This is a genomic window from Methylobacterium jeotgali (assembly GCF_022179345.1).
Lineage (GTDB): Bacteria > Pseudomonadota > Alphaproteobacteria > Rhizobiales > Beijerinckiaceae > Methylobacterium > Methylobacterium jeotgali.
In genome coordinates this window covers 124,892-148,389 of sequence record NZ_BPQR01000001.1, presented here as the reverse complement: position 1 = coordinate 148,389, position 23,498 = coordinate 124,892, and the positions used below count along the sequence as shown (strand labels likewise).

Genomic DNA, 23,498 nt, shown 5'->3' with positions numbered 1-23,498 from the left:
CCGCCCCCGCGAAGGGGGAGGGTTGGTGCGTGTCAGTACACGTCCGCCTGATACCGCCCGGCCTTCTTCAGGCCGGCGAGATAGGCCACCGCCTCGTCGGGCGACTTGCCGCCATGCGCCGCGGCGACGTCGATTATCGCCCGCTCCACGTCCTTGGCCATGCGCTTGGCGTCGCCGCAGACGTAGAAATGCGCGCCGCCCTCCAGCCACTTCCAGAGGTCGGCGCCGTTCTCGCGCATGCGGTCCTGGACGTAGGTCTTCTCGGCGCCGTCGCGGGACCAGGCGAGCGACAGGCGCGTGAGCACCTTGTCGTCGCGCAGCTTCGTCAGCTCGTCCTTGTAGAAGAAGTCCGAGGCCTGCCGCTGGTGGCCGTAGAAGAGCCAGTTGCGGCCCGGCGCCTTCGTCGCCGCGCGCTCCCGCAGGAAGGCGCGGAACGGGGCGATGCCGGTGCCTGGCCCGCACATGATCACGTCCTTCGAGAGGTCGTCCGGCAGGGCGAAGCCGTGCGCCTTCTGGAGGTAGACCTTGACCTTGGTGGTCTCGGGCATGCGCTCGCCGAGATGGGTCGAGGCAACGCCGAGACGCAGGCGCGAGCGGTGATTGTAGCGCACCGCGTCGACGGTGAGCGACACGCGCCCCGGATCGGCCTTGGGCGATGAGGAGATCGAGTAGAGCCGCGGCTGGAGCTCGTCGAGCGTCTCCAGGAAGACCTCCGCGTCGGGCCGGGCGCCGGGGAACTTGTGGAGCGCGCCGAGCACGTCGAGATAGGCGGCGTCCCCGTCCGGGTCCTCCCCGGTGGCGAGCGCCTGCGCCTTCCTGCGGGCCTCTCCGGAGGTGAGGAGCGACAGGAGCTGGTAGAGCCCGTCCGGCGCGGCGCCGAGCGAGTAGTCCGCGAGCAGCCGCTGACGCAGGGTCTTGCCGCCGACGATCCGCTCCGGCCGGGCGCCGAGCTCGGCGATCACCGCGTCGACCAGCGCCGGGGCGTTCGCCGGGAACAGGCCGAGGGAATCGCCGACGACGTACTCGATCGGCGTGTCCTTCAGGTCGATCTCGATGTGCCAGGTCTCCTTCTCGCCGCCCGGCGCGTTGAGGCGCGTGCGCGACAGGAAGGTCGCCTCGACGGGGTTCTCACGGCAGTAGCCCAGCGGGCCGAGCGGGGCCTCGGCGGCGGCAGCCGCGTCCGCGGAGGCGGGGGCGACGCCGCCGCCTGAGGCGCCGAACTCCTCCTCCAGGCGCTTGAGCATCCGCAGCGTGTCCTTGCCGCCGGGCTGGCAGAGGTTGAGGCGGGCCTCGCTCTTCAGGAAGATCGCGTTGGCGTAGTCGGCGCAGTTGTAGCCGCACTGGCCGCAATCCTGCTGGGCCATGGCCGCCATCAGCTTCTGCGGCTCGGAGCGGTCCTTGGCCAGCTCCATGCGGTCGCCGATGACCATGGACGGGTCGTGCCAGGGCGCGTCGCCGTTGTCGGCGAGCGCCGGGCCCGAAGGCGTCTCTCCGGCGGCGAGCGCGGTCGCGCCCTCGACGGCGGGGCCGAGCAGCGCGGCGAAGTAGCCCGACAGCCAGGAGCGCTGGTCCGCCGAGAACGGCGCCGTCTCCGGGATCAGGACGAGGGGGGGCGCGACGTGCTGGCTCATGCGGCAGCCTTCAGGACAGTCTGGTGTTCGGCGAGCGCGCGCAGGGCCTCGGGGCCGGTGCGCAGGGTGAAGGCCTGGAAGCTCTCGGCGAGGCTCTCCCGTCCGGCGAGGTAAGAGCGCAGCAGCGCCTCGACCCGACCGGGACAGTCCTCGGCCTTCACGGCCTTCCAGATCTCGGTGCCGATCTTGGCGCTCTCCGCGAAGCCGCCGCCGACCACCACGTCGTAGCCCTCGACGGTGTCGCCCTCCTCCGAGACGACGACCTTCGCGCCGATGAGTCCGATGTCGCCGATGTAGTGCTGGGCGCAGGAGTGGTGGCAGCCCGTGAGGTGCAGGTTCACCGGCACGTCGAGCTCCTTGAGGTTCGCCTCGATGTAGTCGGCGATGACGAGGGCGTGGCCCTTGGTGTCGGAGGCGGCGAACTTGCAGCCGCGGTTGCCGGTGCAGGCGACCAGCCCGGCGCGGATGCTCGACGCCTTCGTGTGCAGCCCCAGCGCCGCCACCCGCGCCTCGACCTCGGCGACCTTGGCATCGGGCACGCCGGAGAACAGGAAGTTCTGCCAGACGGTCATGCGGATCTGGCCGTCGCCGCACTCGGCGGCGATACCCGCCAGGGCCCGCATCTGATCGGTGGTGAGCTTGCCGACCGGCAGCACGACGCCGATCCAGTTCAGGCCGTCCTGCTTCTGCTTGTGCACGCCGACATGGGCGAAGCGGTTCGTCTCGCGGCGGGGCAGGACGTGGGCCGGGTCGACCCGCTCCAGCTTCCTCCCGAGCTTCTCCTCGACGGCGGCGAGGTACCGGTCGAAGCCCCAGGCGTCGAGGACGTACTTCATCCGCGCCTTGTTGCGGTTGGTGCGGTCGCCGTGGTCGATGAAGACGCGCAGGATCGCGTCGGCGACCCGATTGCACTCCTCGGGGCGCAGCACGACGCCGGTGTCGCGGGCGAGGTCCCTGTGCCCCGAGATGCCGCCGAGGACGAGGCGCATCCAGATGCCCGTGGGGACGGCGGCGCCCTCGGCGATCTCCACGGCCTGGAAGCCGATGTCGTTCGTCTCCTCCAAGACGGGGATGATGCCGCCGCCGTCGAAGGCGACGTTGAACTTGCGCGGCAGGCCGTAGAGCGAGCGGTCGTTGAGGATCCAGTTGTTCCAGGACTTCGCCAGCGGGCGGGTGTCGAGAAGCTCCCCGGCGTCGATGCCGGCCACCGGCGAGCCGGTGACGTTGCGGATGTTGTCGGCGCCCGCGCCCCGCGCGGTGAGGCCGAGATCGACGAGTCCGTCGAGGAAGGGCTGGGCGTGCTCGGGGGCGATCTCGCGGACCTGGAGGTTCGCCCGCGTCGTCACGTGGCTGTAGCCGCCGCCGTGAAGGTCGGCGAGGTCGGCGACGCCCGCGAACTGTGCGGCGGTGAGGATGCCGTTCGGGATGCGCAGGCGGCACATGTAGGAGGTCTGGGTCGGCGCCACCCAGAACAGGCCGTGATAGCGCCAGCGGAAGTTGTCCTCGGGCTTCGGCGTCGTGCCGGCCGCCGCCTCGGCGATGAGCCGGTTGTGGGCATCGAAGGGGTTCTCGGCCCGCTTCCACTTCTCCTGGTCGCAGAGCTTGCCGCCTTCCCTGACGGTGCGCTCCTGCGCCTTGATGTGCGTCGCCTCCGGGCCCGTGGGCTCGGAGGGCGCGGTCGCGGCAGTGCCGGCCGCGAGCCCTCCGGTGAGACGCGCGGCGGCGATGCCCGAGGCGAAGCCTTCGAGGTAGCGCTTCTGCTCGGCGTTGAACTCGTCCGTCGCGAGTGGTTCAGCCATGACGCGTCTCCTTCACGCTGCGAGCGGCTGGGACGTGCCCGCCTCGGCAGGTCGTCCGAACATCAGGTCGTCGCGCATCTCCGCCACCGGCTCGCCGGAGCGGATCAGCGCCTTGCACAGGGCCTGTTCGGCGATGTCGCCGACGAAGACGGCGCCGATCAGCCGTCCGTCCTCGATCAGGAGCTTGCGGTAGAGGCCGGCGCCGGCGTCGCTCATCACCACGGCCTCGGCGCTCTCGGGGGTGTCAACCACGCCCGCCGAGAAGACCGGCAGGCCGGACACCTTCAGGCTCGTGGAGAGCGCGGTCCCGGCGTAGCGGGCCTCGTGGCCGGCGAGATGCTTGGCCAGCACCTCGGCCTGCTCGTAGGCGGGCTCGACCAAGCCGTAGACCATGCCCCGGTGCTCGGCGCACTCGCCGAGCGCGAAGATGCGCGGGTCCGAGGTGGCCATGGTGTCGTCGACCAGGATGCCGCGGCCCGTGGCGAGGCCGGCTCCTTGCGCGAGCGCAACGGACGGGCGCACACCGACCGAGACCACCACGAGATCGGCCGGGATCACGGTACCGTCCGTCAGGCGCAGTCGCTCGGCCCGACCGTCACCCTCGACGGCGGCGGTGTCGGCGTTCAGGATCACGCGGACGCCCCTGGCCTCCATCGCGCGACGCACGAGGTCGGCGGCGGCGTGGTCGAGCTGGCGCTCCATCAGCCGATCCATGACGTGGAGCAGCGTCGTGTCGACGCCGAGCCGGGCGAGGCCGACGGCGGCCTCCAGCCCGAGCAATCCGCCGCCGATCACCACGGCGCGGGCGTGCTCGCGGGCGGCCTTGCGGATGGCGGAGACGTCGGCGAGGTCGCGGAAGGTGAGGATGCCGGGCAGGTCCATCCCGGGCTTCGGGAGCCGGATCGGCGTCGAGCCCACCGCAAGCACAAGCTTGTCGAAGGGCAGCACATGGGTCTCGCCGACGACGGCGAGACCGTTCTCGCGATCGATGGCGGTGACGGGGGCGCCGGTGAGGAGACGGATGCCGTGGCTCGCGTACCAGTCGAGGCCGCGGAAGGCGCAGGCGGCCTCGTCGACCTCGCCGCCGAGAAGAGAGGAGAGCAGCACGCGGTTATAGGCGGCCACCGGCTCCGCGCCGACGACGGTCACGTCGTACAGGCCCGGCGCGTCCTCCGTCACGCGCTCCAGGAAGCGCAGGGAGGCCATGCCGTTGCCGACGACCACGAGGCGCTCGCGCGCCCCGGCGGGACCGGTGCCAGTGGCTGTCATCGTGGGAACCGCGTCTCGTCCTCGTGCCGGAAGGCTGCTCGCTCGGGGCGGGCCGCCGACGAAAACCCTGCCCGGCTCACGCGCTGCCAGCGCCTCATGGCACCCGCAGCACAACCGGATCAGCGGCCTCGCTGACGGTGCTGCCGATCGTCGTTGACCGGCGAGAGAGGAGGAGCAGGTTCCGTGCCAGGGACGAAAGGCAGGCGGCGCGGGCGGAGGCGCGAAGGCTGAAACCGTTTCAGGCCCGCGGAGCGCTCAAATTTTGCGCAGTGCGCAAGCGCGCTATGCAGGCCGAGGGTCCACCGGCTCAGATCAGAAGGGAGAGAAGAAGGGCAATGCCTACGGTCGGCATCACGCCGATGCCGAGCGCCCAATGCCAGATCTGAGGGTGCATCACGCGGCGGTTGTCGTTGGCCGGGCGCGGCGGAAGCGCATGCGAACGGACGTAGCGCGACACGATCGCGGGGGCCGGCCGGGCCGGGAGCGAAGGTGACAGGATCGAGCTGCGGCAACCGGGCATGACGCAGCTATAACGGCGGATATCGACTCCCGTTCCACGCCCGCGCGACGCGACGTTTCAGGCCCGCAATCCGGCCATGGTCAGGATGTCCGGGCGGTAGACCGCGGCCGCGGCCCGGGGCTCGATGGAGGTCGGAAACTGCCCGGCCGCGCGCATGTCCGCCACGATCCGCGCCACCGACTCCGCCGCCGGCTTTTGCGCGTGGCCGTCGAAGCGCAGGTAGTCCGGCGCCGAGCGCCGGGTCCCGGCGTCGTCGACCAGAAGATCGCCCGACAGGCAGCGCTCGATTACGGCCGCGTCGGCCTCGATCCGGCCGCGCTGCGTCACGACATGGGCAATCTCGGTGCGGTTGGCCGGGTCCGCGCACCATTGCCCGGCCCGCGCCACCGCCCGCACCAGGGGGAGCGCGCCGTCCGCGATCCGCGCCGAGACCGCGAGGACCTTCTCGGGATAGTCCGGCGCGATCTCGCAGCAGAGCACGGCGATGCGCCCGAGGCCGGCGGCGACGGCGACGCTGTTCCAGGGCGCGCCGGCGCAGAACCCGTCGATGATGCCGCGGGCCAGCGCCTCGACGCTGCGCTGCGGCGGCATCGCCACGAGCCGTATCGCCTCCGGGTCGAGACTGCCGAGGCCGCAGAAGCGGCGGATCTGGTAGGTGTGCGAGGAGTAGGGATGAACGGTGCCGAGCGTCAGGGGCCGGCCGGTGCGGTATCGCTCCTCGGCGACGCGGGCGAAGGCGCGCGCCACGGTCTTGGGATCGTCGTTCTCCGGGGCCATCGCCTCCCAGAGGCCGTCGCCGACGGTGACGGCGTTGCCGTTGAGGCTCATCGAGAGCGGCACGGCGAGGTCCGAGGGCGGCCCGCTGAGGCCGAGCGCGCTCGCCAGCGCCAGGGGCGCCAGCATGTGCGCGGCGTCGAGATGGCCGAGCGCCAGCCGGTCCCGGAGCGTCGCCCAGGACGGCTCCGCCGAGAGCTCGATCTCGAGCCCCTCCTCGCGGCCGAAGCGCATGTCCGCCGCCACGATCAGGGGAGCGGCGTCGCAGAGGGGGACGTAGCCGGCGTGCAGTCTCATCGCGCGCTCCTCATCCGAGCATGTCCGCGGTCGTGACGATGGCGCGCGCGATGTCGGCGATCTTGCGCTTCTCGTTCATGGCCTTCTTGCGCATCTGCTTGTAGGCCTCCTCCTCCGAGAGCCCCTTCATCGCCATCAGGATGCCCTTGGCGCGCTCGATCAGCTTGCGGTCGGCGAGCTCGCCCCGCGCCTCGCTGAGCTCCCGCTGGAGCCGGGCGAAGGCGTTGAAGCGCAGGATGGCGACGTCGATGATCGACTTGATCCGGTCCTGCTGAAGCCCGTCGACCACGTAGGCGGAGATCCCGGCATCGACCGCCGCCTGCATCATGGTGGCGTCGGAGCGGTCCACGAACATCGCCACCGGCCGCTCGACCTGCCGGGTGACGCTCGACATCTGCTCGAGGATGTCCCGGCTCGGGCTCTCGAGATGCACGACCACCACGTCGGGCTTCAGGGTCTCGATCCGCTCCACGAGGTCGGCCGAGTCGGGCACGACGAACACGCGGCCGACGCCCGCCGCCTTGAGACCCTCCTCGAGGATCGCGGCGCGGGCGCGGCTGGGATCGATCACGGCGACGGTGAGGCTGGTGTCGGACATGGGGCCGGGAGGCGGCGTCGGAGGGAGAGGGAACCGTGCGCGATGCATGGCGCAGCGGTCGCCGATCACGCAAGAGGCATGCCCGACAAAGCGCCACCTGACCGGATTCGAGGCAGGCGCAACCCCCGCGTTGACCGCCCCGCCGGCTTGGGGCCATCAAGCCTCATGACCGGCGCGCCCCGGCCCTGGCGGGCCACGATCCTCACTCTCTACCCCGAGATGTTTCCCGGCCCCCTCGGCCTGTCGCTCTCGGGTGATGCCCTGGCACGGGGCGCCTGGTCCATCGAGCCGCGCAATATCCGCGATCACGGCATCGGCCGGCATCGCAGCGTGGACGACACCCCGTCCGGCGGCGGCGCGGGCATGGTGCTGCGCTGCGACGTGCTCGCCGCCGCCATCGACGCGGCGCTCGATCCCGACGACGCCCGCCCCCGCCTGCTGATGTCGCCCCGCGGCCGCCCCCTCACCCAGGCCCGCGTCCGCGCGCTGGCGGAGGGCGAGGGCGTGATCGTGGTCTGCGGGCGCTTCGAGGGCGTGGACGAGCGGGTCATCGAGGGCCGGGGCCTCGAGGAGGTCTCGATCGGCGACTACATCCTCTCCGGCGGCGAGATCGCGGCGCTGACGCTTCTCGACGCCTGCGTGCGCCTGCTCCCCGGCACCATGGGAAAGGCGGCCTCCGGCGAGGAGGAGAGCTTCGAGGGCGGGCTCCTGGAGTATCCCCACTACACCCGCCCCCGCGACTGGGAGGGGCGCGGGATCCCGCAGGTGCTCGCCGGCGGCAATCACGGCGCCATCGCGGCTTGGCGGCGCGAGCGGGCGCTGGAGATCACCCGCGCGCGGCGGCCGGACCTACTCTCGGAAACGTAACCCTCAGGCGGGCTCGGCGTCGATGACCGGACCGCCCATGTCGAGGAACTCGATCTCGGGCCGCTCTTCGCGGTCGGGGGATCGGCGCCCGCGCAGGGCGCGGGGCGCCATGCAGGCGACGACGACGAACAGGATCGCCCAGGCGATCCCGATGAGGCTGGCTTCGGAGAGCATGACGGGCCTTACGCAACGCGGCCCCGCCAGCCTGCCCGATTAAGCTTAACGCGGCCTCTCGGTCCGAGACGGAAACCCGCTGTGGCCGGGGCGCCACTTGTCAGATGCCGAATTTGAGCGCATCGCCATGAGCGGGACACTCCTCCCCAACGAGGAGCGCCCATCTGTAAGGATGGATCACATGACGAGCCGACCCGACGCGCGCCCGCGCGCGAATACCTTTTCGTCCGGCCCCACGGCCAAGCGCCCCGGCTGGACCCTCGACGGCCTCTCCGGAACGCCCTTCGGCCGCTCGCACCGCTCCCCCGCCGGCAAGGCGAAGCTGAAGCAGGCGATCGACCTCACCCGCAAGGTCCTGCAGGTCCCGGCCGACTACCGCATCGGCATCGTGCCGGGGTCCGACACCGGCGCCGTCGAGATGGCGATGTGGTCGCTGCTCGGACCGCGCTCGGTCGAGGTGCTCGCCTGGGAGGCCTTCGGGGCCGAGTGGGTGACGGACGCGCTGAGCGAGCTGAACATCGCGCCGAAGCTGCACCAGACGCCCTACGGCGTGCTGCCCGATCTCTCGGCGGTCGATACGAAGAACAACGACGTCGTCTTCACCTGGAACGGCACCGCCGCCGGCGTGCGCGTGCCCGACGGCGACTGGATCGCCGCCGACCGCGAGGGGCTGACGATCTGCGACGCCACCTCCGCTGCCTTCGCGATGGCGCTGCCCTTCGACAAGCTCGATGTCGTGACCTTCTCCTGGCAGAAGGTGATGGGCGGCGAGGCGGCCCACGGCATGCTCATCCTCTCGCCCCGCGCCGTCGCGCGGCTCGAGAGCCACAAGCCGGCCTGGCCGATCCCGAAGGTGTTCCGCCTGACCAAGGGCGGCCGGCTCATCGAGGGCATCTTCCAGGGCGACACCATCAACACGCCCTCCATGCTCGCGGTCGAGGACTATCTCGACGCGCTGGCCTGGGCCGAGCGCATCGGCGGCCTCGACGCCCTGATCGGGCGGGCGAACGCCAACGCGGCCGTGATCCACGACTGGATCGCCCGCACGCCCTGGATCGGCCATCTCGCCGTCGACCCGTCGACCTACGCCAATACCGGCGTCTGCATGGTGATCACCGATCCCGACGTGCTCGCCAAGGGCGACGCCGTGGTGGCCAAGGTCGCCAAGGGCATCGTCGACCGGCTCGACCGCGAGGGCGTCGCCCTCGACATCGGCGCCTATCGCGACGCGCCCGCGGGCCTGCGGGTCTGGTGCGGGGCCACCGTCGAGACCGCCGATGTCGCGGCGCTGATGCCCTGGCTCGACTGGGCCTTCGCCCAGGAGAAGGCCGCGCTCGCCGCGGCCGCCTGATCGCCGAGACCGTGCGGCGGCCGCTCACCCGATCGGCCGCCCCCTCCCCGATGCGCGCGCAGTCGAGCGCCGACGGTCCGCGCCCCGCCGCGGCCGGCGCGTTTCAGCGGAGCGACCGCGATCCTGCGCGCCTGACCGAACAGGTGCACCCATGAGCACGCCCACCAAGCACACGCCCAAGGTCCTCATCTCGGACGCCCTCTCCGACGCCGCCGTCCAGATCTTCCGGGATCGCGGCATCGAGGTCGATTTCCGCCCCGAGCTCGGCAAGGACAAGGAGGCGCTGGCGGCAATCATCGACCGGTATGACGGCCTCGCCATCCGCTCGGCCACGAAGGTGACGCCGAAGCTACTCGCCGAGGCCGGCCGCCTCCGGGTGATCGGCCGCGCCGGCATCGGCGTCGACAACGTCGACGTGCCGGCCGCCACCGCGCGGGGTGTCATCGTCATGAACACGCCCTTCGGCAACTCGATCACCACCGCCGAGCACGCCATCGCCATGATGCTGGCGCTCGCCCGTCAGATCCCCCAGGCCGACGCCTCGACCCAGGCCGGCAGGTGGGAGAAGAACCGCTTCATGGGCGTGGAGCTGACGGCCAAGACCCTTGGCGTGATCGGATGCGGCAACATCGGCGCGGTCGTCGCTGACCGCGGGATCGGGCTGCGCCTCAAGGTCGTCGCCTACGATCCCTTCCTGACGCCCGAGCGCGCGGTCGAGATCGGCGTCGAGAAGGTCGAGCTCGACGAGCTGCTGGCGCGGGCCGACATCATCACGCTCCACGTGCCGCTCACCGACCGCACCCGCAACATTCTCTCGGCGGAGGCTCTCGCGAAGACGAAGCGGGGGGTGCGCATCGTCAACTGCGCCCGCGGCGGTCTCGTGGACGAGGCGGCGCTGCGCGCGGCCCTCGAGTCCGGCCAGGTCGCCGGCGCGGCTTTCGACGTGTTCGTGACCGAGCCCGCCACCGAGAACCCGCTCTTCGGCCACCCGAACGTGATCTGCACGCCCCATCTCGGCGCTTCGACCAACGAGGCGCAGGAGAACGTGGCGCTTCAGGTCGCCGAGCAGATGTCGGACTACCTCCTCTCCGGCGCCATCTCGAACGCGGTCAACTTCCCCTCGATCTCTGCGGAGGAGGCGCCGCGCCTCAAGCCCTTCGTGGCGCTCGCCGAGAAGCTCGGCTCCTTCCTCGGGCAGCTCACCGAGGCGCCGATCCGCGGCATCCGCATCACCTACGAGGGCGAGGTCGCGGGCATGAACACCCGCGCGCTCACCGCCGCCGCCGTGACCGGCGTGCTGCGACCGTTCCTTCAGGACGTGAACATGGTCTCGGCGCCGGTGATCGCCCGCGAGCGTGGCGTCGTCGTGGACGAGATCAAGCGCGAGGGGGGTGCGAGCGACTACGAATCGGTGATTCGCATCGCGGTCGAGGCCGAGGACATGACGCGGGACGCCGCCGGCACGGTCTTCCACGACGGCAAGCCGCGGGTGGTCGAGATTCGCGGGATCGCCATCGACGCCGCCTTCGCGCCGCACATGCTCTACGTGCGCAACCACGACAAGCCGGGCTTCATCGGCCGCTTCGGCAGCGTGCTCGGCGAGGCGGGCGTCAACGTCGCGACGTTCAACCTCGGCCGCGAGCGCGAGGGGGGCGACGCCATCGCCTTCGTCGCCGTGGACGTCCGGCTCGACCCCGAAACCCTGGAGCGCATCGCCGCGATCCCGCAGGTGAAGCGGGTCCGCGCCGTCGCCTTCTGAACGAAGCGGGTCGAGGCATCCGAGAGGGCCCGTGCATTCCTTGCGCGGGCCCTCTGCTTTTTTCAGGCGCTGCGGGGGCCGAGCAGGATCAAGCCTGCCCCGGCGATGCAGACCGCGCTGCCGGCGATGTCCCAGCGGTCGGGCGTGCGTCCTTCCGCCAGCCAAAGCCACAGAACCGAGGCGAGGACGTAGACACCGCCATAGGCCGCGTAGCTGCGCCCCGCAGCCTCGCTCTCCACCAGCGTCAGCAGCCACGCGAACAGTGCCAGCGACGCCATGCCGGGCACGAGCCAGAGCGGCGAGCGGTCGAGGCGCAGCCACGCCCAGAAGGCGAAGCAGCCGGAGATCTCGGCGAGCGCGGCGCCGGCGTAGGCGAGGATCGTGGACATGGTCGCGCTCGATACCTCGCGGTCCGCGCCGCTCCAACGGGCATACCGCCCTCGTCCCGCGACCGGGTCCGACCCGGAGGGCGTCGCCGGCGTGTGCCGGCATCGCAAATGAAAAGGCCCCGGAGCGATCCGGGGCCTCGTCGGTTCGGTGATCTGCCCCGCGGCGCGAGGCTGAAGTCTTAGCGGAAGAGGTTCAGGATGCCGCCGGGCTCGGCGTAGACGCCGGGGGCGGCCGTGGAGGTCTGCCACTTGATCGTGCCGATGAAGGCGTCGCCGCACCAGCGGGAGGTGCCGCCGTTGATGTTGCCCCGGAAGTCGCCGGTCAGCGCGAAGCACTGGCGGGCGGTGAGGTCCGTGGTGTGGAAGCGGACGTCGAGGGAGAGGTTCTTGTAGGCCCAGGTCAGGCCGACGTTGCCGTAGTTGTAGGACGGCAGGTCGAAGGCGATGAAGTTGGTGGCCGAGGTCTTGGCGGCGCCGATGAAGTAGTGACCGCCCTCACCCGAGACCGAGAAGCCGCCCGAGGCCCAGTCGGGCAGGAAGCCGAACCAGGTGGCCGGCAGCGTGTAGGCGATGGTGCCCGAAGCGTAGGTCGCGTTGGTGTGCTGGCCGAGGTAGTTCGGCGCATGGAACACGTTCGCGCCCATCGCGAACTCGGGGGTGAACTGGTAGAGGGCCTTGGCCGCGTACTCGATGAAGTCGGTGTTGGCGGTCGTCAGGAAGCCGGGGCCGCCGTTGATGAACAGGCGCTGCTCGTTCGGGTAGTAGTAGTAGATCACGCCGAGATCGAGCGAGAGCTTGTCGAAGGTCGGCCGGATACCGGCGACGAGATCGAACTCGAAGTCGGGCCGCGTGGGCAGGCGGGTCTGCCACTGGTAGAAGCCCGCGTAGGCGAAGTTGTTGAAGAACTGCGCCTCGAAGAAGGTCTGGTAGCTGCCCTGCAGGTTCGACTGCGAGACGCCGCGGAAGTTATAGTCGGTGGCGTAGGCGGAGTAGAAGGCGAAGCCGATCAGCGGGTCGGGCGCCTTGGCCTCGGCGGGCATCACCTTCGGCGCCGGCATGTCGGCGGCCTGGACCTGCCCGGTGAGCACGATCGTGGCGAGCGAGGCCGCGACGCCCCAGAGAGACAGCTTCGAAGTCATGTGCACGAGCCCCTTGATTTGTATGCGTCAAGAGTGCCGAAACACCGCCTGCATCGCAAAACCAACTTTCGAGCATTTGCCTAGTTCTTGAGCAATTCGGGGGCTGCCGCGGCTTTGCCTCATCGCTGTTGCTCCTCTGCCACATTGTGGCATGCCTGCCTTGAATCGTCTCCGCTGTCGGCCGTGAGAACGAAAGAGGCCCCGGCTCGCCGAGCCGGGGCCTCTTCGCTTGCGAACCGGCGGAGCAAAGCCCCGCCGGCCGATTCCCGAGATCAGTAGTTGTAAGCCCGCTCGCCGTGGTCGGCGATGTCGAGACCCTCGCGCTCCTCCTCCTGCGTGACGCGCAGGCCGATCGTGAAGTCCACGAGCTTGTAGAGGATCGCCGAGCCGATGCCCGACCACAGCACGGTGAGGCCGACGCCCCAGCCCTGCGCGATGAGCTGCGGGACGAGATCGTAGGTGCCGACGACGAGCTCGCCGGGCTTCGTGGTGTAGTCGGGGATGCCGACGCCGCCGAGGGCGGGGTTCACCAGGATGCCCGTGGCGAAGGCGCCGATGATGCCGCCGACGCAGTGGATGCCGAACACGTCGAGCGAGTCGTCGTAGCCGAGGGCGTTCTTCACCGCCGAGCACATCACGAAGCAGGCGCCGCCCGCCACGAGACCGAGGACGATCGAGCCCATCGGGCCCGCGAAGCCCGCCGCCGGGGTGATGGCGACGAGGCCCGTGATGGCGCCCGAGAGCATGCCCAGCAGCGAGGGCTTGCCCTTGGCGGCCCACTCCACGAACAGCCAGGCGACGGCCGCCGCCGCGGTGGCGACGAAGGTGTTGACCATCACCAGGGCGGTGGTGGCGTTCGACTCGAGGTTGGAGCCGGCGTTGAAGCCGAACCAGCCGACCCAGAGCAGCGCGGCGCCGATCGTGGTCATGGTCAGCGAGTGCGGGGCGAGCAGGTCGCGGCCGTAGCCGATGCGCTTGCCGAGGATCAGGCAGCCGACGAGGCCGGCGATGCCCGCGTTGATGTGCACCACGGTGCCGCCGGCGAAGTCGAGGGCGCCCTTCTTGAAGAGGAAGCCCGCATCGGCGTTGACGGCGTCGAGCGCGGCCTGGGCCGAGGTCTTGGCGGCGTCGTCGGTCGCGGAGGCCAGCGTCTTGGCGGCACCGGCGACCACGTCGGGCCCGCCCCAGTACCAGACCATGTGCGCCATCGGGAAGTAGATGAAGGTCACCCAGAGGACGATGAAGACGAGGAGCGCCGAGAACTTGATCCGCTCGGCGAAGGCGCCGACGATCAGGCCGGGGGTGATCATCGCGAAGGTCATCTGGAAGGCGATGTAGACGTATTCCGGAATGACGACGCCATTCGAGAAGGTCGCCGCGACGGAGTTGACATCGACGCCCTTGAGGAAGGCCTTCGAGAAGCCGCCGACGAAGTCGTTGAGCCCGCCGCCGTTGGTGAAGGCGAGGCTGTAGCCGTAGAAGACCCACAGCAGGCAGACCACGCAGGCGATCGCGAAGACCTGCGTGAGGACCGAGAGCATGTTCTTGGTGCGCACGAGACCGCCGTAGAACAGGGCCAGGCCCGGCACGGTCATCAGCAGCACGAGGACGCAGGAGATCAGCATCCAGGCGACGTCGCCCTTGTTGGGCACGGGTGCGGCTGCCGCCGGAACGGCCTCGGCCGTCGGGGTCTGCGCGAGGGACGGCTCGACGAAGAGAAGGGCGAGTGCCGCTCCTCCCAAGCCGAGCGCGAGGGCATTGCGAAGTTTCATGGACACGAGACTCCCGGTCGCGGTTTGATTCTGGTTGGGTTCTGGAAAGCTGGCGGACACGCGGAGCGTGTCCTCAGAGCGCGTCGGCGTCCGTCTCGCCGGTGCGGATGCGGACCGCCTTTTCCAGCGGCATGACGAAGACCTTGCCGTCGCCGATCTGGCCGGTGCGGGCGGCGGCGGCGATGGCGTCGATGACGGTGGAGGTGAGATCGGCCGAGACCGCGACCTCGATCTTGAGCTTCGGCAGGAAGCTCACCGCGTACTCCGCCCCGCGGTAGATCTCGGTGTGGCCCTTCTGGCGGCCGTAGCCCTTCACTTCGGTCACCGTCAGGCCGTGGACGCCGATGCCGGTGAGGGCGTCGCGCACCTCCTCCAGCTTGAACGGCTTGATGATGGCCATCACGATTTTCATGGGCGGCGCCCCCTTGATCTGTGGGACCGGACCCGGGGGCGACATGAAGGCGGCCCCGTTCCCGAACTCTCTGCCCGCCGGCAGGCCCCTCCGAGACCCCCGCGTGCGCCGAGCCATATTCAAGGTCTATGCCAGAGCGACGCGGCGGGAACCTTTTTCCGTTTCGTTAATCTGCCCAGGATTTGACGGGCCGGTGGCGCGCGCTCGGGCAACACGTGTTCGTGATCTGCTCACATCATGTGCAGAGCGACGCCAACGAGGGCAGAATGCGCACGACGGCGCCACGCGGCGTCAGGCGCGCTCGTTGCGCGGCCGCACCAGCCCCTCCTGCGCGACGGAGGCGACGAGACGTCCGGACCGGTCGAAGATCTGCCCGCGGGCGAAGGCGAGCGCTCCCGACGCGCTCGGGCTGTCCTGGGCGTAGAGCAGCCACTCGTCCGCCCGGAAGGGGCGGTGCAGCCACAGGGCATGGTCGAGGCTCGCGGATTGGATGTCCGGATCGAAGACCGTGCGCGCGTGGGCGACGAGGGTCGATTCGAGGAGCGTCATGTCGGAGGCATAGGCGAGCACCGCCCGGTGGATGGCGGGGTCGTCCGGCAGCGCCGAGGCGGCCCGGAACCAAACATGGCTGCGGGGCTCGCGGGGCTTGCGCTCGAGATAGTGGCGCAGCTCCACCGGCTTCAACTCGATCGGCCGCTCGCGGGCGAAGTAGCGCGCCACCGCGATGGGGATGGCGCTGCCGGCCTGCGCCACCAGGGCGGCGGTGTCGGGCAGGCTCTCGGGCGGGGGCACCTCCGGCATCGCGGCGGCGTGCTCCAGGCCCGGCTCGGTCTCGTGGAAGGAGACCGACATCGCGAAGATCGCGCGGCCGTGCTGGACGGCCTTGACGCGGCGCGTGGTGAAGCTGCCCCCGTCCCGGATGCGCTCGACCTCGTAGATAATCGGCACCTTCGGGTCGCCGCCGAGCAGGAAGTAGGCGTGGAGCGAGTGCGGCGGCCGGGTGCTCGGCACCGTCCGCGCCGCAGCGACGAGGGCCTGGCCGACGACCTGGCCCCCGAAGACCCGCGGCCAGGACTGCTCCGGGCTGAAGCCCCGGAACAGGTCCGTCTCCAGGCGTTCGAGATCGAGCAGGGTGAGAAGCTCGGCGACGATTCCGGTCATGGGTGGAAGATGGCTCCCGCGCGACGCCCCCGCGTTGTCTGACTCCGCTGATACGCCATTTCAGGCCCGCGCGCGCGGGCGCCGTTGTGCCCGCCCGCGCGGGGTGCCACTTGAGCGGCGAGATGTTTCGCGAAGAGGCTGCTGGCATGGCGGAGGCCGAGGGACGGGGCGGACGGCACGTCGTCGTGGCCGGTGCGGGCATCGCGGCGCTGGGGCTCGCCCTCGCCCTGAAGCGCGCGAACGGACCTGCGCTCGCCGTGAGCGTCTTCGATCCCGGCCTGCCCGAGGGCGCCTCCCGACACCGGGGCCGCGCCTACGCGGTGGCGGCAGGCGGCCGGCGGATGCTGGAGCGGATCGGCATCTGGGATCGCATCGGGCCGGCGACGCAGGCGATCACCGACATGGCGATCAGCGACAGCCGGCTGCGCGATCCGGTGCGGCCGGTCTTCCTCACCTTCGAGCGCGAGGGCGAGGCCGAGCCCTTCGCGCATATGGTGGAGGCCGGGCCGCTGGTGGCCGCGCTTCTCGCGGCCTGCGCCGAGGCGGGCGTCGCGCTCGACGCGTCCGGCATCGCCTCGGTCCGGACGGAGGCCGGGGCCGCCCGCGTCGCGCTCTCGGACGGGCGCAGTCTCCGGGCCGAGCTGGTGGTGGCCGCGGACGGGGCGCGCTCGCGTCTGCGCGAGGCGGCGGGGATCGGCTTCGTGACCCGCGCCTACGATCAGCAGGGCATCGTCGCGACCATCGGCCACGCGCGCTCGCACGAAGGGCGGGCGTTCGAGCATTTCCTGCCGAGCGGCCCCTTCGCGATCCTGCCGCTGGCGGATGGGGGCGCCCTCGGCCACCGCTCCTCGATCGTCTGGACGGAGCGCGCGGACGAGGCCGGAGCGCTGCTGGCGGGAGATCCGGAGGAGGTGCTCGCCGAGATCGAGCGGCGCTTCACCCCGGCGCTCGGCCGGCTTTCGCTGGAGGACGGTCCGAGCGCGCATCCGCTGCATCTCGGCCTCGCCCGACGCTACCGCGCCGGCCGGCTCGCGCTCCTCAGCGACGCGGCCCACGTCATCCACCCGCTCGCGGGCCAGGGCCTGAACCTGGGGCTCGCCGCCGCGGCCTGCCTCGCCGAGGGTATCACCGACGCGCTGCGGCTCGGGCTCGATCCCGGCGGGGAGGACGTGCTCGCCGCCTACGAGCGGAGCCGGCGCTTCGACGCGCTCGCCATGGCGGCGGCGACCGACGGGCTCAACCGGCTGTTCTCCAACGACCTGACGCCGCTCCGCCTCGTCCGGGATTTCGGCCTCGGCCTCGTGGACCGCATGCCGGGCCTGAAGCGGGCCCTGATCGCGGAGGCCGCCGCCGCGCGGGGGCCCCAGCCGAGGCTGATGCGGGGCGAGCCGCTCTAGGACCGCTCACCCCGCCTTTCGCGTGAGATCGGAGAGGCTTACGCCTTGTCCTTCTTGGCGCGCTCGATGCCCTCCAGGATGAGGCGTTGCGCCTCGTCCTTGTCGCCCCAGCGCACGACCTTGACCCACTTGCCGGGCTCGAGGTCCTTGTAGTGCTCGAAGAAGTGCTGGATCTGGCTGAGCGTGATGTCGGGCAGGTCGGTGTAGTTCTGGATGCGGTCGTAGCGCATGGTCAGGTGCCGGGAGGGCACGGCGATGATCTTTTCGTCCTCTCCGGCATTGTCCTCCATCACCAGCACGCCGACCGGGCGCACGCTCATGATGGCACCCGGCGCGATGGCGCGGGTGTTGGCGACGAGCACGTCGCAGGGGTCGCCGTCGCCCGAGAGCGTGTGCGGGATGAAGCCGTAGTTCCCGGGATAGACCATCGAGGTGTAGAGGAAGCGGTCGACGACGAGCGCGCCGGCCTCCTTGTCCATTTCGTACTTGATCGGCTCGCCGCCGAGCGGCACCTCGATGATGACGTTGACGTCCTGCGGCGCGTTCTTGCCGATCGAGATGGCGTCGATGCGCATGGTTCTGCCTCCCCAGGGGCGCAACTCCGTGCCGCCCCGTATCCGCGGCGGTCTTAATGTCCTTTTCCGGCGAAGGACAACGCCGTTCGCGACATCGCGCGACGTTTCGCGAGGAACGTCGCAAGGCTGCACCGGAAGCCGTCAGGTGAAGATGTAGGCCCGCTTTGCGATGGCGAGGCCGGCGATCCGGTCGACCGCCTGCGGGCCCTCGATGCCGCCGAGGCTGGTGTAGAAGCCCCGCGCCCGCTCGTTGTCGTCGAGCGCCCAGACGCCGTCCCGCGGCAGTCCGTGATCGGCGAGATCGTTGCGCACGGCACGGAACAGCCGGCGGCCGAGGCCGAGCCCCTGATACTCCGGCGCTAGGTAGAGCTCGTCGATCTCGCCCTCGCAGCGGAGCGTCCCGCTGCGCGCCCGCCCATAGGAGGCGTAGCCGACGACGCGCTCCCCGGCCTCGACCACCGCCATGCTGCGCCCGCGCCCCATCGCCCGCGCCCACCAGGCGCCGTCGCGCTGCGCGATGATCCGCTCCAGGGCGAGCCCCGGAATGATGCCGCGATAGGCCTCCCGCCAGGCCGCGTCGAAGACCTGCGAGAGGTCGAGGACGTCGCAGCCCCGTGCCCGGCGGATCGCTGGCGCCGCGCTCACGTCGCCCGCGCCGCGAAGTCGATACGCGGATCGATCCAGACGTAGATCAGGTCCGAGAGCAGGTTCACCGCAAGGCCGAGCAGGGAGAAGATGTAGAGCGTGGCGAACACCACCGGGTAGTCGCGGCCGACGATCGACTGGAAGGAGAGAAGCCCGAGCCCGTCGAGGCTGAAGATCGTCTCGATGAGGAGCGAGCCCGTGAAGAAGGCCGAGATGAAGGCGCCGGGAAAGCCCGCCACCACGATCAGCATCGCGTTGCGGAAGACGTGCCCGTAGAGAACCCGGCGCTCGCTGAGGCCCTTCATGCGGGCGGTGAGCACGTACTGCTTGCGGATCTCGTCGAGGAAGGAGTTCTTGGTGAGCAGCGTCGCCGTGGCGAAGGCGCCGATCACCAGGGCGGTCAGCGGCAGCACCATGTGCCAGGCATAGTCGGTGACCTTCCCCCAGAGGGAGAGGTTCTCCCAGCCCTCGCTGACGAGGCCGCGCAGGGGGAAGATCTGCACGAAGGAGCCGCCGGCGAAGAGGATGATCAGCATCAGCCCGAACAGGAAGCCGGGGATCGCGTAGCCGATGATGACCACGAACGAGGTCCAGAGGTCGAAGCGCGAGCCGTCCCGCACCGCCTTGGCGATGCCGAGGGGAATCGAGATCGCGTAGGACAGGAGCGTCATCCAGAGCCCCAGGGAGATCGAGACCGGCAGGCGCTCGACGATGAGGTCGACGACGCTGACGTCGCGGAAGTAGCTGCGCCCGAAATCGAAGCGGGCGTAGTCCCAGAGCATCTTGGCGAAGCGCTCGGGGGCCGGCTTGTCGAAGCCGAACTGCTGCTCGAGCTTGGCGATGAACTGCGGGCTCAGGCCCTGCGCGCCGCGGTAGCGGGCGTTGGTGTCGCCGCCGGCCCGCGCCGCCGCTCCCCCGCCGCCGAGGTCGCCGGAGCCGCCCGTCACCCGCGAGAGACTGCCGTCGCCCTGGCCCTGGAGCTGCGCGAGCACCCGCTCGACCGGTCCGCCGGGCGCGAACTGCACGATGGTGAAGGTGATGAGCATGATCCCGAGAAGCGTCGGGATCATCAGCGCGAGCCGGCGGAGGATGTAGGCGATCATCAGGTCCGTCCGATCCGGCGCGCCCTGGCCGCATCGTGCCACCAGGTCGCGGGGGCGCCGGTGCCGTAGGCCGGTCCCCGCTCCGGCCGGCCGTAGACATCCCAGACCGCGAGGCGGTGGCTCGCGGAGTACCACATCGGCACCCAGTAGCGGCCGGCGCGCAGCACCCGGTCGAGGGCCCGGCAGGCGGTGACGAGCTCGGCCCGCGACGTCGCCGAGGCGGCCTTGTCGATCAGCGCGTCGATCGCCGGGCTGGCGATACCGGGAAGGTTGTTGGAGCCGGAGATGCCGGCCGCCCGCGAGCCGTAGCTCTGGCGCATCTCGGCGCCGGGCGTCAGCCCGTTGGCGTAGCGGCGGGAGGTGAGGTCGAAGTCGAAGTCCTTGAGGCGGGACTGGTACTGCGAGGCGTCCACCGTGCGGATCGTCGCCGGAATGCCGACGAGGCCGAGGTTGCGCACGAAGCCCTGCGTGTGCGGCTCCAGCGACGGGTTGTTGTCGAGGAACTCGATCGTCAGCGGCTTGCCGCCGGGCAGGCGCATGCTGCTGCCCTCGCGGGTGCAGCCGGCCTCCTTCAGGAGGGCGACCGCCCGGGAGAGGTTCGCCCGGTCGCGGCCCGAGCCGTCAGAGGCGGGGGGCGTCCAGGCCGGGCCGAACACCTCCGGCGGCAGCTGCGCGCGCAGCGGCTCCAGCAGCGCCAGCTCCTCCGCCGAGGGCGGTCCCTCGGCCTTGAGATCGGAGTTCTCGAAGTAGGAGGCCGTGCGCTTGTAGGCGCCGAACATCAGGTTGGCGTTCGTCCACTCGAAGTCGAAGCACAGGCCGATGGCCTCGCGCACCCGCGGATCGCGGAAGGCCTCCCGGCGGGTGTTGATCCACCAGCCCTGCGTGCCCGAGGGCGTCGCGTCGGGGATCGTGGTGCGCACCACCCGCCCCTCGGCCACCGCCGGGAAGTCGTAGCCCGTCGCCCAGACGCGGGCGGTGAACTCCTCGCGATAGGTGTAGGCGCCGCCCTTGAAGGCCTCGAACGCCACCTGCCGGTCGCGGAAGCACTCGTAGCGGACCGCGTCGAAGTTGTTCTGGCCGACGCTCACCGGCAGCTCGGCGGCCCAGTAGTCGGGCACGCGCTCGAACTCGATGAAGCGTCCGACGTCCAGGCGCCCGACCCGGTAGGGGCCGGAGCCGATGGGCACCTCCAGGGTCGAGGCCTCGAAGTCGCGGCCCTTCCACCAGGCGGCCGAGAAGACCGGCAGCTGCGCGACGATCAGCGGCAGGTCGCGGCTGCGCCCTTCCGCGAAGGTGACGACGAGCGTGTCCTCGGCCTCCGCGACGGCATCGGTCATGTCGCGGATCACCTCCGCGATCTCCGGGTGCCCCTTCTCCTTCAGGATCCTGAACGAGAAGGCGGCGTCGTGCGCCGTCAGCCGCGAGCCGTCGTGGAAGCGGGCCTGGGGGCGCAGCCGGAAGCGGTAGGTGAGGCCGTCGCCGGCGATCTCGACGGCACGGGCGAGAAGCCCGTAGAGCGCGTCCGGCTCGTCGAGGGCGCGGACCATCAGGCTGTCGAAGGTCAAGTTCATGCCCGGCGCGCCGTCGCCGCGCAGGACGTAGACGTTGAGCGTGTTGAAGGTGTCGCCGGACTGGTTGCCGAAGGTCGTGGTCAGCTGGGACGAGAAGCGCCCGCCCCGCGGCGCCTCGGGGTTCACGTAGTCGAATCGCGGGAAGTCGGCGGGGTACTTCAGCTCGCCGAAGCTCGACAGGCCGTGCGTGGTGCGGGAACCCTCCTGTCCGAGGGCGAGACGCGGCAGCGCCGCGGCGGAGGCGGCGCCGAGAAGCAGCCCCCGGCGGCTGAGGCCGAGGCTCAACGGGGCGCCCCGGTCTTGGCGGCGAGCGCCTCGTCGTACCACCAGGTCGTCGGGAAGCCCGAGGAGCCGTAGAGCGGCAGGGTCGCCGGGCGGCCGAACCGGTTCCAGCGGATGGTCCGCGCCGCGTTCGAGGCCCATTGCGGCACCACGTAGTTGTGGGCGAGCAGCACACGGTCGAGCGCGTGGGTGGCGGCGAGCACGCCGGGCCGGTCCTTGGCGAAGATCACCCGGTCGATCAGCGCGTCGACTCCGGCATCCTTGATACCGGCGAGGTTGCGCGAGCCCTGCCGGTCGGCGGAGGCCGAGCCCCAGTACTCCCGCTGCTCGTTGCCGGGGGAGAGCGACTCGGGCCAGTTGTTGGTGGTGATCTCGAAGTCGAAGCTGCGCAGACGGTTCTGGTACTGGGCCGGATCGATGACGCGCAGGCTGCTGTCGATGCCGATCAGGCGCAGCTGCGCGGCGAAGGGCAGGATCACCCGCTCGAAGGCCGCCGAGGCCTCGATGAACTCCACGGTCAGCGGCTGGCCAGTCTTGGCGTCGACCATCTTGCCGCCGCGCTGCTCGTAGCCGGCCTCCCGGAGCAGCTTCACGGCCTCGCGCAGGTTCGCCCGCACGGCCTCGGGCGTGTCGTTGACCGGGTTGCGGTAGGGCGTGGTGAAGACGGAGGCAGGGATCTTGTCCCGGACGCTCTCGAGAATCTCCTTCTCCTCGCCCTCCGGCAGGCCGGAGGAGGCGAGCTCGGAGCCGTAGTAGTAGGAGTCGATCCGCCTGTAGAGGCCGTAGAACAACGCCCGGTTCATCTCCTCGAAGTTCATGGCGAGGTTGAAGGCGCGCCGCACCCGCTCGTCCTTGAACTTGTCGTTACGCAGGTTGAACACGAACGCCTGCATGATGCCGTTGCCGCGATCGGGAAACGCCTCCTTGACGAGGCGGCCCTCCTTCACGGCGGGCAGGTCGTCGTAGGAGGTCGCCCATTGCCGGGCGATGTTCTCCTGGCGGAAGTCGTAGAGGTCGCCCTTGAGCGCCTCGACGAGCACGGTGGCGTCGCGGAAGTACTCGATCCGCGAGACGTCGAAGTTGTTCTGACCGGCATTTACCGGCAGGTCGCGGCCCCAGTAGTCGGCCACCCGCTCGTAGGTCGCGGTGCGGCCGGGCTCGAAGCGGGCGAGCCGGTAGGGGCCGGAGCCCAGCGGAATCTCGAGCGTCGTCTCGGTGACGTTGCGGGGACGCCCCTGGGCATCCTTGCCGGTCCACCAGTGCTTCGGCAGGACGCGGAGCTGGCCGACCACCTGCGGAAGCTCGCGGTTGCCGGGGCCGGAGAAGGTGAAGGTCACCTCGCGCTCGCCCGTGACGGCGGCGCCGGTCACGTTGGCGTAGTAGTTCGAGTAGAAGGGGCTGTTTTCCTTCTGCACCTGGAACGACCAGACGACGTCGTCCGGCGTGATCGGCTTGCCGTCGTGCCAGCGCGCGCCCTCCCGCAGACGGTAGGAGACGGAGGAGAGGTCCGGGGCGAGGCGGATGCCCTCGGCCAGCAGCCCGTAGGAGGTGAAGGGCTCGTCGAGCGATTCGGTGGTGAGCGTGTCGTAGATCGAGGCGATGCCGCCTTCGAGGTCGCCCTTCAGGCCGGCGACGACGATGTTGAAGTTGTCGAAGCCGCCCTGCGCGCCCCGGCGCACGGTGCCGCCCTTCGGCGCCTTGGGGTCGGCGTACTCGAAATGCGTGAAGCCGGGGCCGTATTTCGGCTCGCCCATCAGCGTGACCGCGTGCCGCCAGCCCTCAGGGGCGGTCGCCGCGGGCGAGGCCGCAGGCTCGGGCGCGGACTGCGCGGGGGCGGCGACGAGCGCGAGGGCGAGGGTCGCGGCGGCGAGGTGTCCGAGCGCGGTGAGGGCTTTCACGGTCCGGCGGTCTCCCCTGCGCCGCGAAGGCGGCGGGGCGCCGTTCTATGTCGGGACGCGCCCGGCGCAAAGTCGGCCGATGCGCGCAGCCGCCCGGATGCGCGAAGGGCCGGAC

At 70.6% G+C, this 23,498-nt stretch carries 21 protein-coding genes; 4 read left to right on the top strand and 17 right to left on the bottom strand.

Features of this window, described 5'->3' with window-relative positions; translation table 11 throughout:
* Positions 1-32 precede the first annotated feature (32 nt).
* The 6 genes from MFF04_RS00690 to MFF04_RS00665 form a co-directional block, all read right to left on the bottom strand.
* Positions 33-1,631, bottom strand: coding sequence for a sulfite reductase subunit alpha (locus MFF04_RS00690; protein ID WP_238273563.1), 1,599 nt, complete (start codon positions 1,629-1,631; stop codon positions 33-35).
* Positions 1,628-3,430, bottom strand: a complete 1,803-nt coding sequence (locus MFF04_RS00685; RefSeq protein ID WP_238273562.1) for a NirA family protein — start codon at positions 3,428-3,430, stop codon at positions 1,628-1,630. Before MFF04_RS00685 ends, MFF04_RS00690 begins: the two co-directional genes overlap by 4 nt.
* A gap of 12 nt (positions 3,431-3,442) precedes the next feature.
* The gene (locus tag MFF04_RS00680) at positions 3,443-4,699 is read right to left on the bottom strand and encodes an NAD(P)/FAD-dependent oxidoreductase (RefSeq protein ID WP_238273561.1); all 1,257 of its coding nucleotides are present in this window, start codon (positions 4,697-4,699) and stop codon (positions 3,443-3,445) included.
* Between the two features lie 307 nt (positions 4,700-5,006).
* Positions 5,007-5,156, bottom strand: a complete 150-nt coding sequence (locus tag MFF04_RS00675) for a hypothetical protein (RefSeq protein WP_238273560.1) — start codon at positions 5,154-5,156, stop codon at positions 5,007-5,009.
* Between the two features lie 120 nt (positions 5,157-5,276).
* A complete protein-coding gene (locus tag MFF04_RS00670; RefSeq protein ID WP_238273559.1) occupies positions 5,277-6,290 on the bottom strand; it encodes a CmpA/NrtA family ABC transporter substrate-binding protein in 1,014 nt (337 codons plus the stop codon).
* 10 nt (positions 6,291-6,300) lie between these two features.
* Entirely contained in the window at positions 6,301-6,888 is a 588-nt protein-coding gene (locus MFF04_RS00665) for an ANTAR domain-containing response regulator (RefSeq protein ID WP_238273558.1), read from the bottom strand.
* 165 nt (positions 6,889-7,053) lie between these two features.
* On the opposite strand from MFF04_RS00665, the gene trmD reads away from it, so the two are divergent.
* A complete protein-coding gene (gene trmD / locus MFF04_RS00660) occupies positions 7,054-7,755 on the top strand; it encodes a tRNA (guanosine(37)-N1)-methyltransferase TrmD (protein ID WP_238273557.1) in 702 nt (233 codons plus the stop codon).
* Between the two features lie 3 nt (positions 7,756-7,758).
* Here the strand turns inward: trmD and MFF04_RS00655 are convergent, their stop codons facing one another.
* On the bottom strand, positions 7,759-7,929 hold the full coding sequence (locus MFF04_RS00655) for a hypothetical protein (protein WP_238273556.1): 171 nt from the start codon (positions 7,927-7,929) through the stop codon (positions 7,759-7,761).
* Positions 7,930-8,110: 181 nt separating this feature from the next.
* Here MFF04_RS00655 and MFF04_RS00650 point away from each other — a divergent pair, with 181 nt between their 5' ends.
* On the top strand, positions 8,111-9,280 hold the full coding sequence (locus tag MFF04_RS00650) for a phosphoserine transaminase (protein ID WP_238273555.1): 1,170 nt from the start codon (positions 8,111-8,113) through the stop codon (positions 9,278-9,280).
* A 151-nt stretch (positions 9,281-9,431) separates the two neighbouring features.
* Positions 9,432-11,039, top strand: coding sequence for a phosphoglycerate dehydrogenase (gene serA, locus MFF04_RS00645; protein WP_238273554.1), 1,608 nt, complete (start codon positions 9,432-9,434; stop codon positions 11,037-11,039).
* Positions 11,040-11,101: 62 nt separating this feature from the next.
* Here the strand turns inward: serA and MFF04_RS00640 are convergent, their stop codons facing one another.
* From MFF04_RS00640 to tesB, 5 genes are all read right to left on the bottom strand, one after another.
* On the bottom strand, positions 11,102-11,428 hold the full coding sequence (locus MFF04_RS00640) for a YnfA family protein (RefSeq protein ID WP_238273553.1): 327 nt from the start codon (positions 11,426-11,428) through the stop codon (positions 11,102-11,104).
* Between the two features lie 179 nt (positions 11,429-11,607).
* Complete coding sequence (locus MFF04_RS00635; protein ID WP_238273552.1) at positions 11,608-12,567, bottom strand: TorF family putative porin; 960 nt, start codon at positions 12,565-12,567, stop codon at positions 11,608-11,610.
* A 272-nt stretch (positions 12,568-12,839) separates the two neighbouring features.
* Positions 12,840-14,339 carry an ammonium transporter gene (locus MFF04_RS00630; RefSeq protein ID WP_238273551.1) on the bottom strand — a complete coding sequence of 500 codons (1,500 nt, stop codon included), beginning with the start codon at positions 14,337-14,339 and terminating at the stop codon, positions 12,840-12,842.
* A gap of 73 nt (positions 14,340-14,412) precedes the next feature.
* Positions 14,413-14,751, bottom strand: coding sequence for a P-II family nitrogen regulator (locus MFF04_RS00625; protein ID WP_238273550.1), 339 nt, complete (start codon positions 14,749-14,751; stop codon positions 14,413-14,415).
* A 291-nt stretch (positions 14,752-15,042) separates the two neighbouring features.
* A complete protein-coding gene (tesB, locus tag MFF04_RS00620) occupies positions 15,043-15,912 on the bottom strand; it encodes an acyl-CoA thioesterase II (protein WP_238273549.1) in 870 nt (289 codons plus the stop codon).
* 146 nt (positions 15,913-16,058) lie between these two features.
* On the opposite strand from tesB, the gene MFF04_RS00615 reads away from it, so the two are divergent.
* Positions 16,059-17,309: an FAD-dependent monooxygenase gene (locus tag MFF04_RS00615; protein ID WP_238273548.1), complete on the top strand. Its 1,251-nt coding sequence runs from the start codon at positions 16,059-16,061 to the stop codon at positions 17,307-17,309.
* Positions 17,310-17,347: 38 nt separating this feature from the next.
* On the opposite strand, the gene ppa is transcribed toward MFF04_RS00615, so the two are convergent.
* The 5 genes from ppa to MFF04_RS00590 all read right to left on the bottom strand — a co-directional run bounded on the left by ppa (position 17,348) and on the right by MFF04_RS00590 (position 23,383).
* Complete coding sequence (gene ppa, locus MFF04_RS00610; RefSeq protein ID WP_238273547.1) at positions 17,348-17,884, bottom strand: inorganic diphosphatase; 537 nt, start codon at positions 17,882-17,884, stop codon at positions 17,348-17,350.
* A 141-nt stretch (positions 17,885-18,025) separates the two neighbouring features.
* Entirely contained in the window at positions 18,026-18,529 is a 504-nt protein-coding gene (locus MFF04_RS00605; RefSeq protein ID WP_238273546.1) for a GNAT family N-acetyltransferase, read from the bottom strand.
* Entirely contained in the window at positions 18,526-19,632 is a 1,107-nt protein-coding gene (locus tag MFF04_RS00600) for a microcin C ABC transporter permease YejB (RefSeq protein ID WP_238273545.1), read from the bottom strand. Before MFF04_RS00600 ends, MFF04_RS00605 begins: the two co-directional genes overlap by 4 nt.
* Positions 19,632-21,488: an extracellular solute-binding protein gene (locus MFF04_RS00595; RefSeq protein WP_238273544.1), complete on the bottom strand. Its 1,857-nt coding sequence runs from the start codon at positions 21,486-21,488 to the stop codon at positions 19,632-19,634. Before MFF04_RS00595 ends, MFF04_RS00600 begins: the two co-directional genes overlap by 1 nt.
* Positions 21,485-23,383 carry an extracellular solute-binding protein gene (locus MFF04_RS00590; protein WP_238273543.1) on the bottom strand — a complete coding sequence of 633 codons (1,899 nt, stop codon included), beginning with the start codon at positions 23,381-23,383 and terminating at the stop codon, positions 21,485-21,487. Before MFF04_RS00590 ends, MFF04_RS00595 begins: the two co-directional genes overlap by 4 nt.
* Between the last annotated feature and the right edge of the window lie 115 nt (positions 23,384-23,498).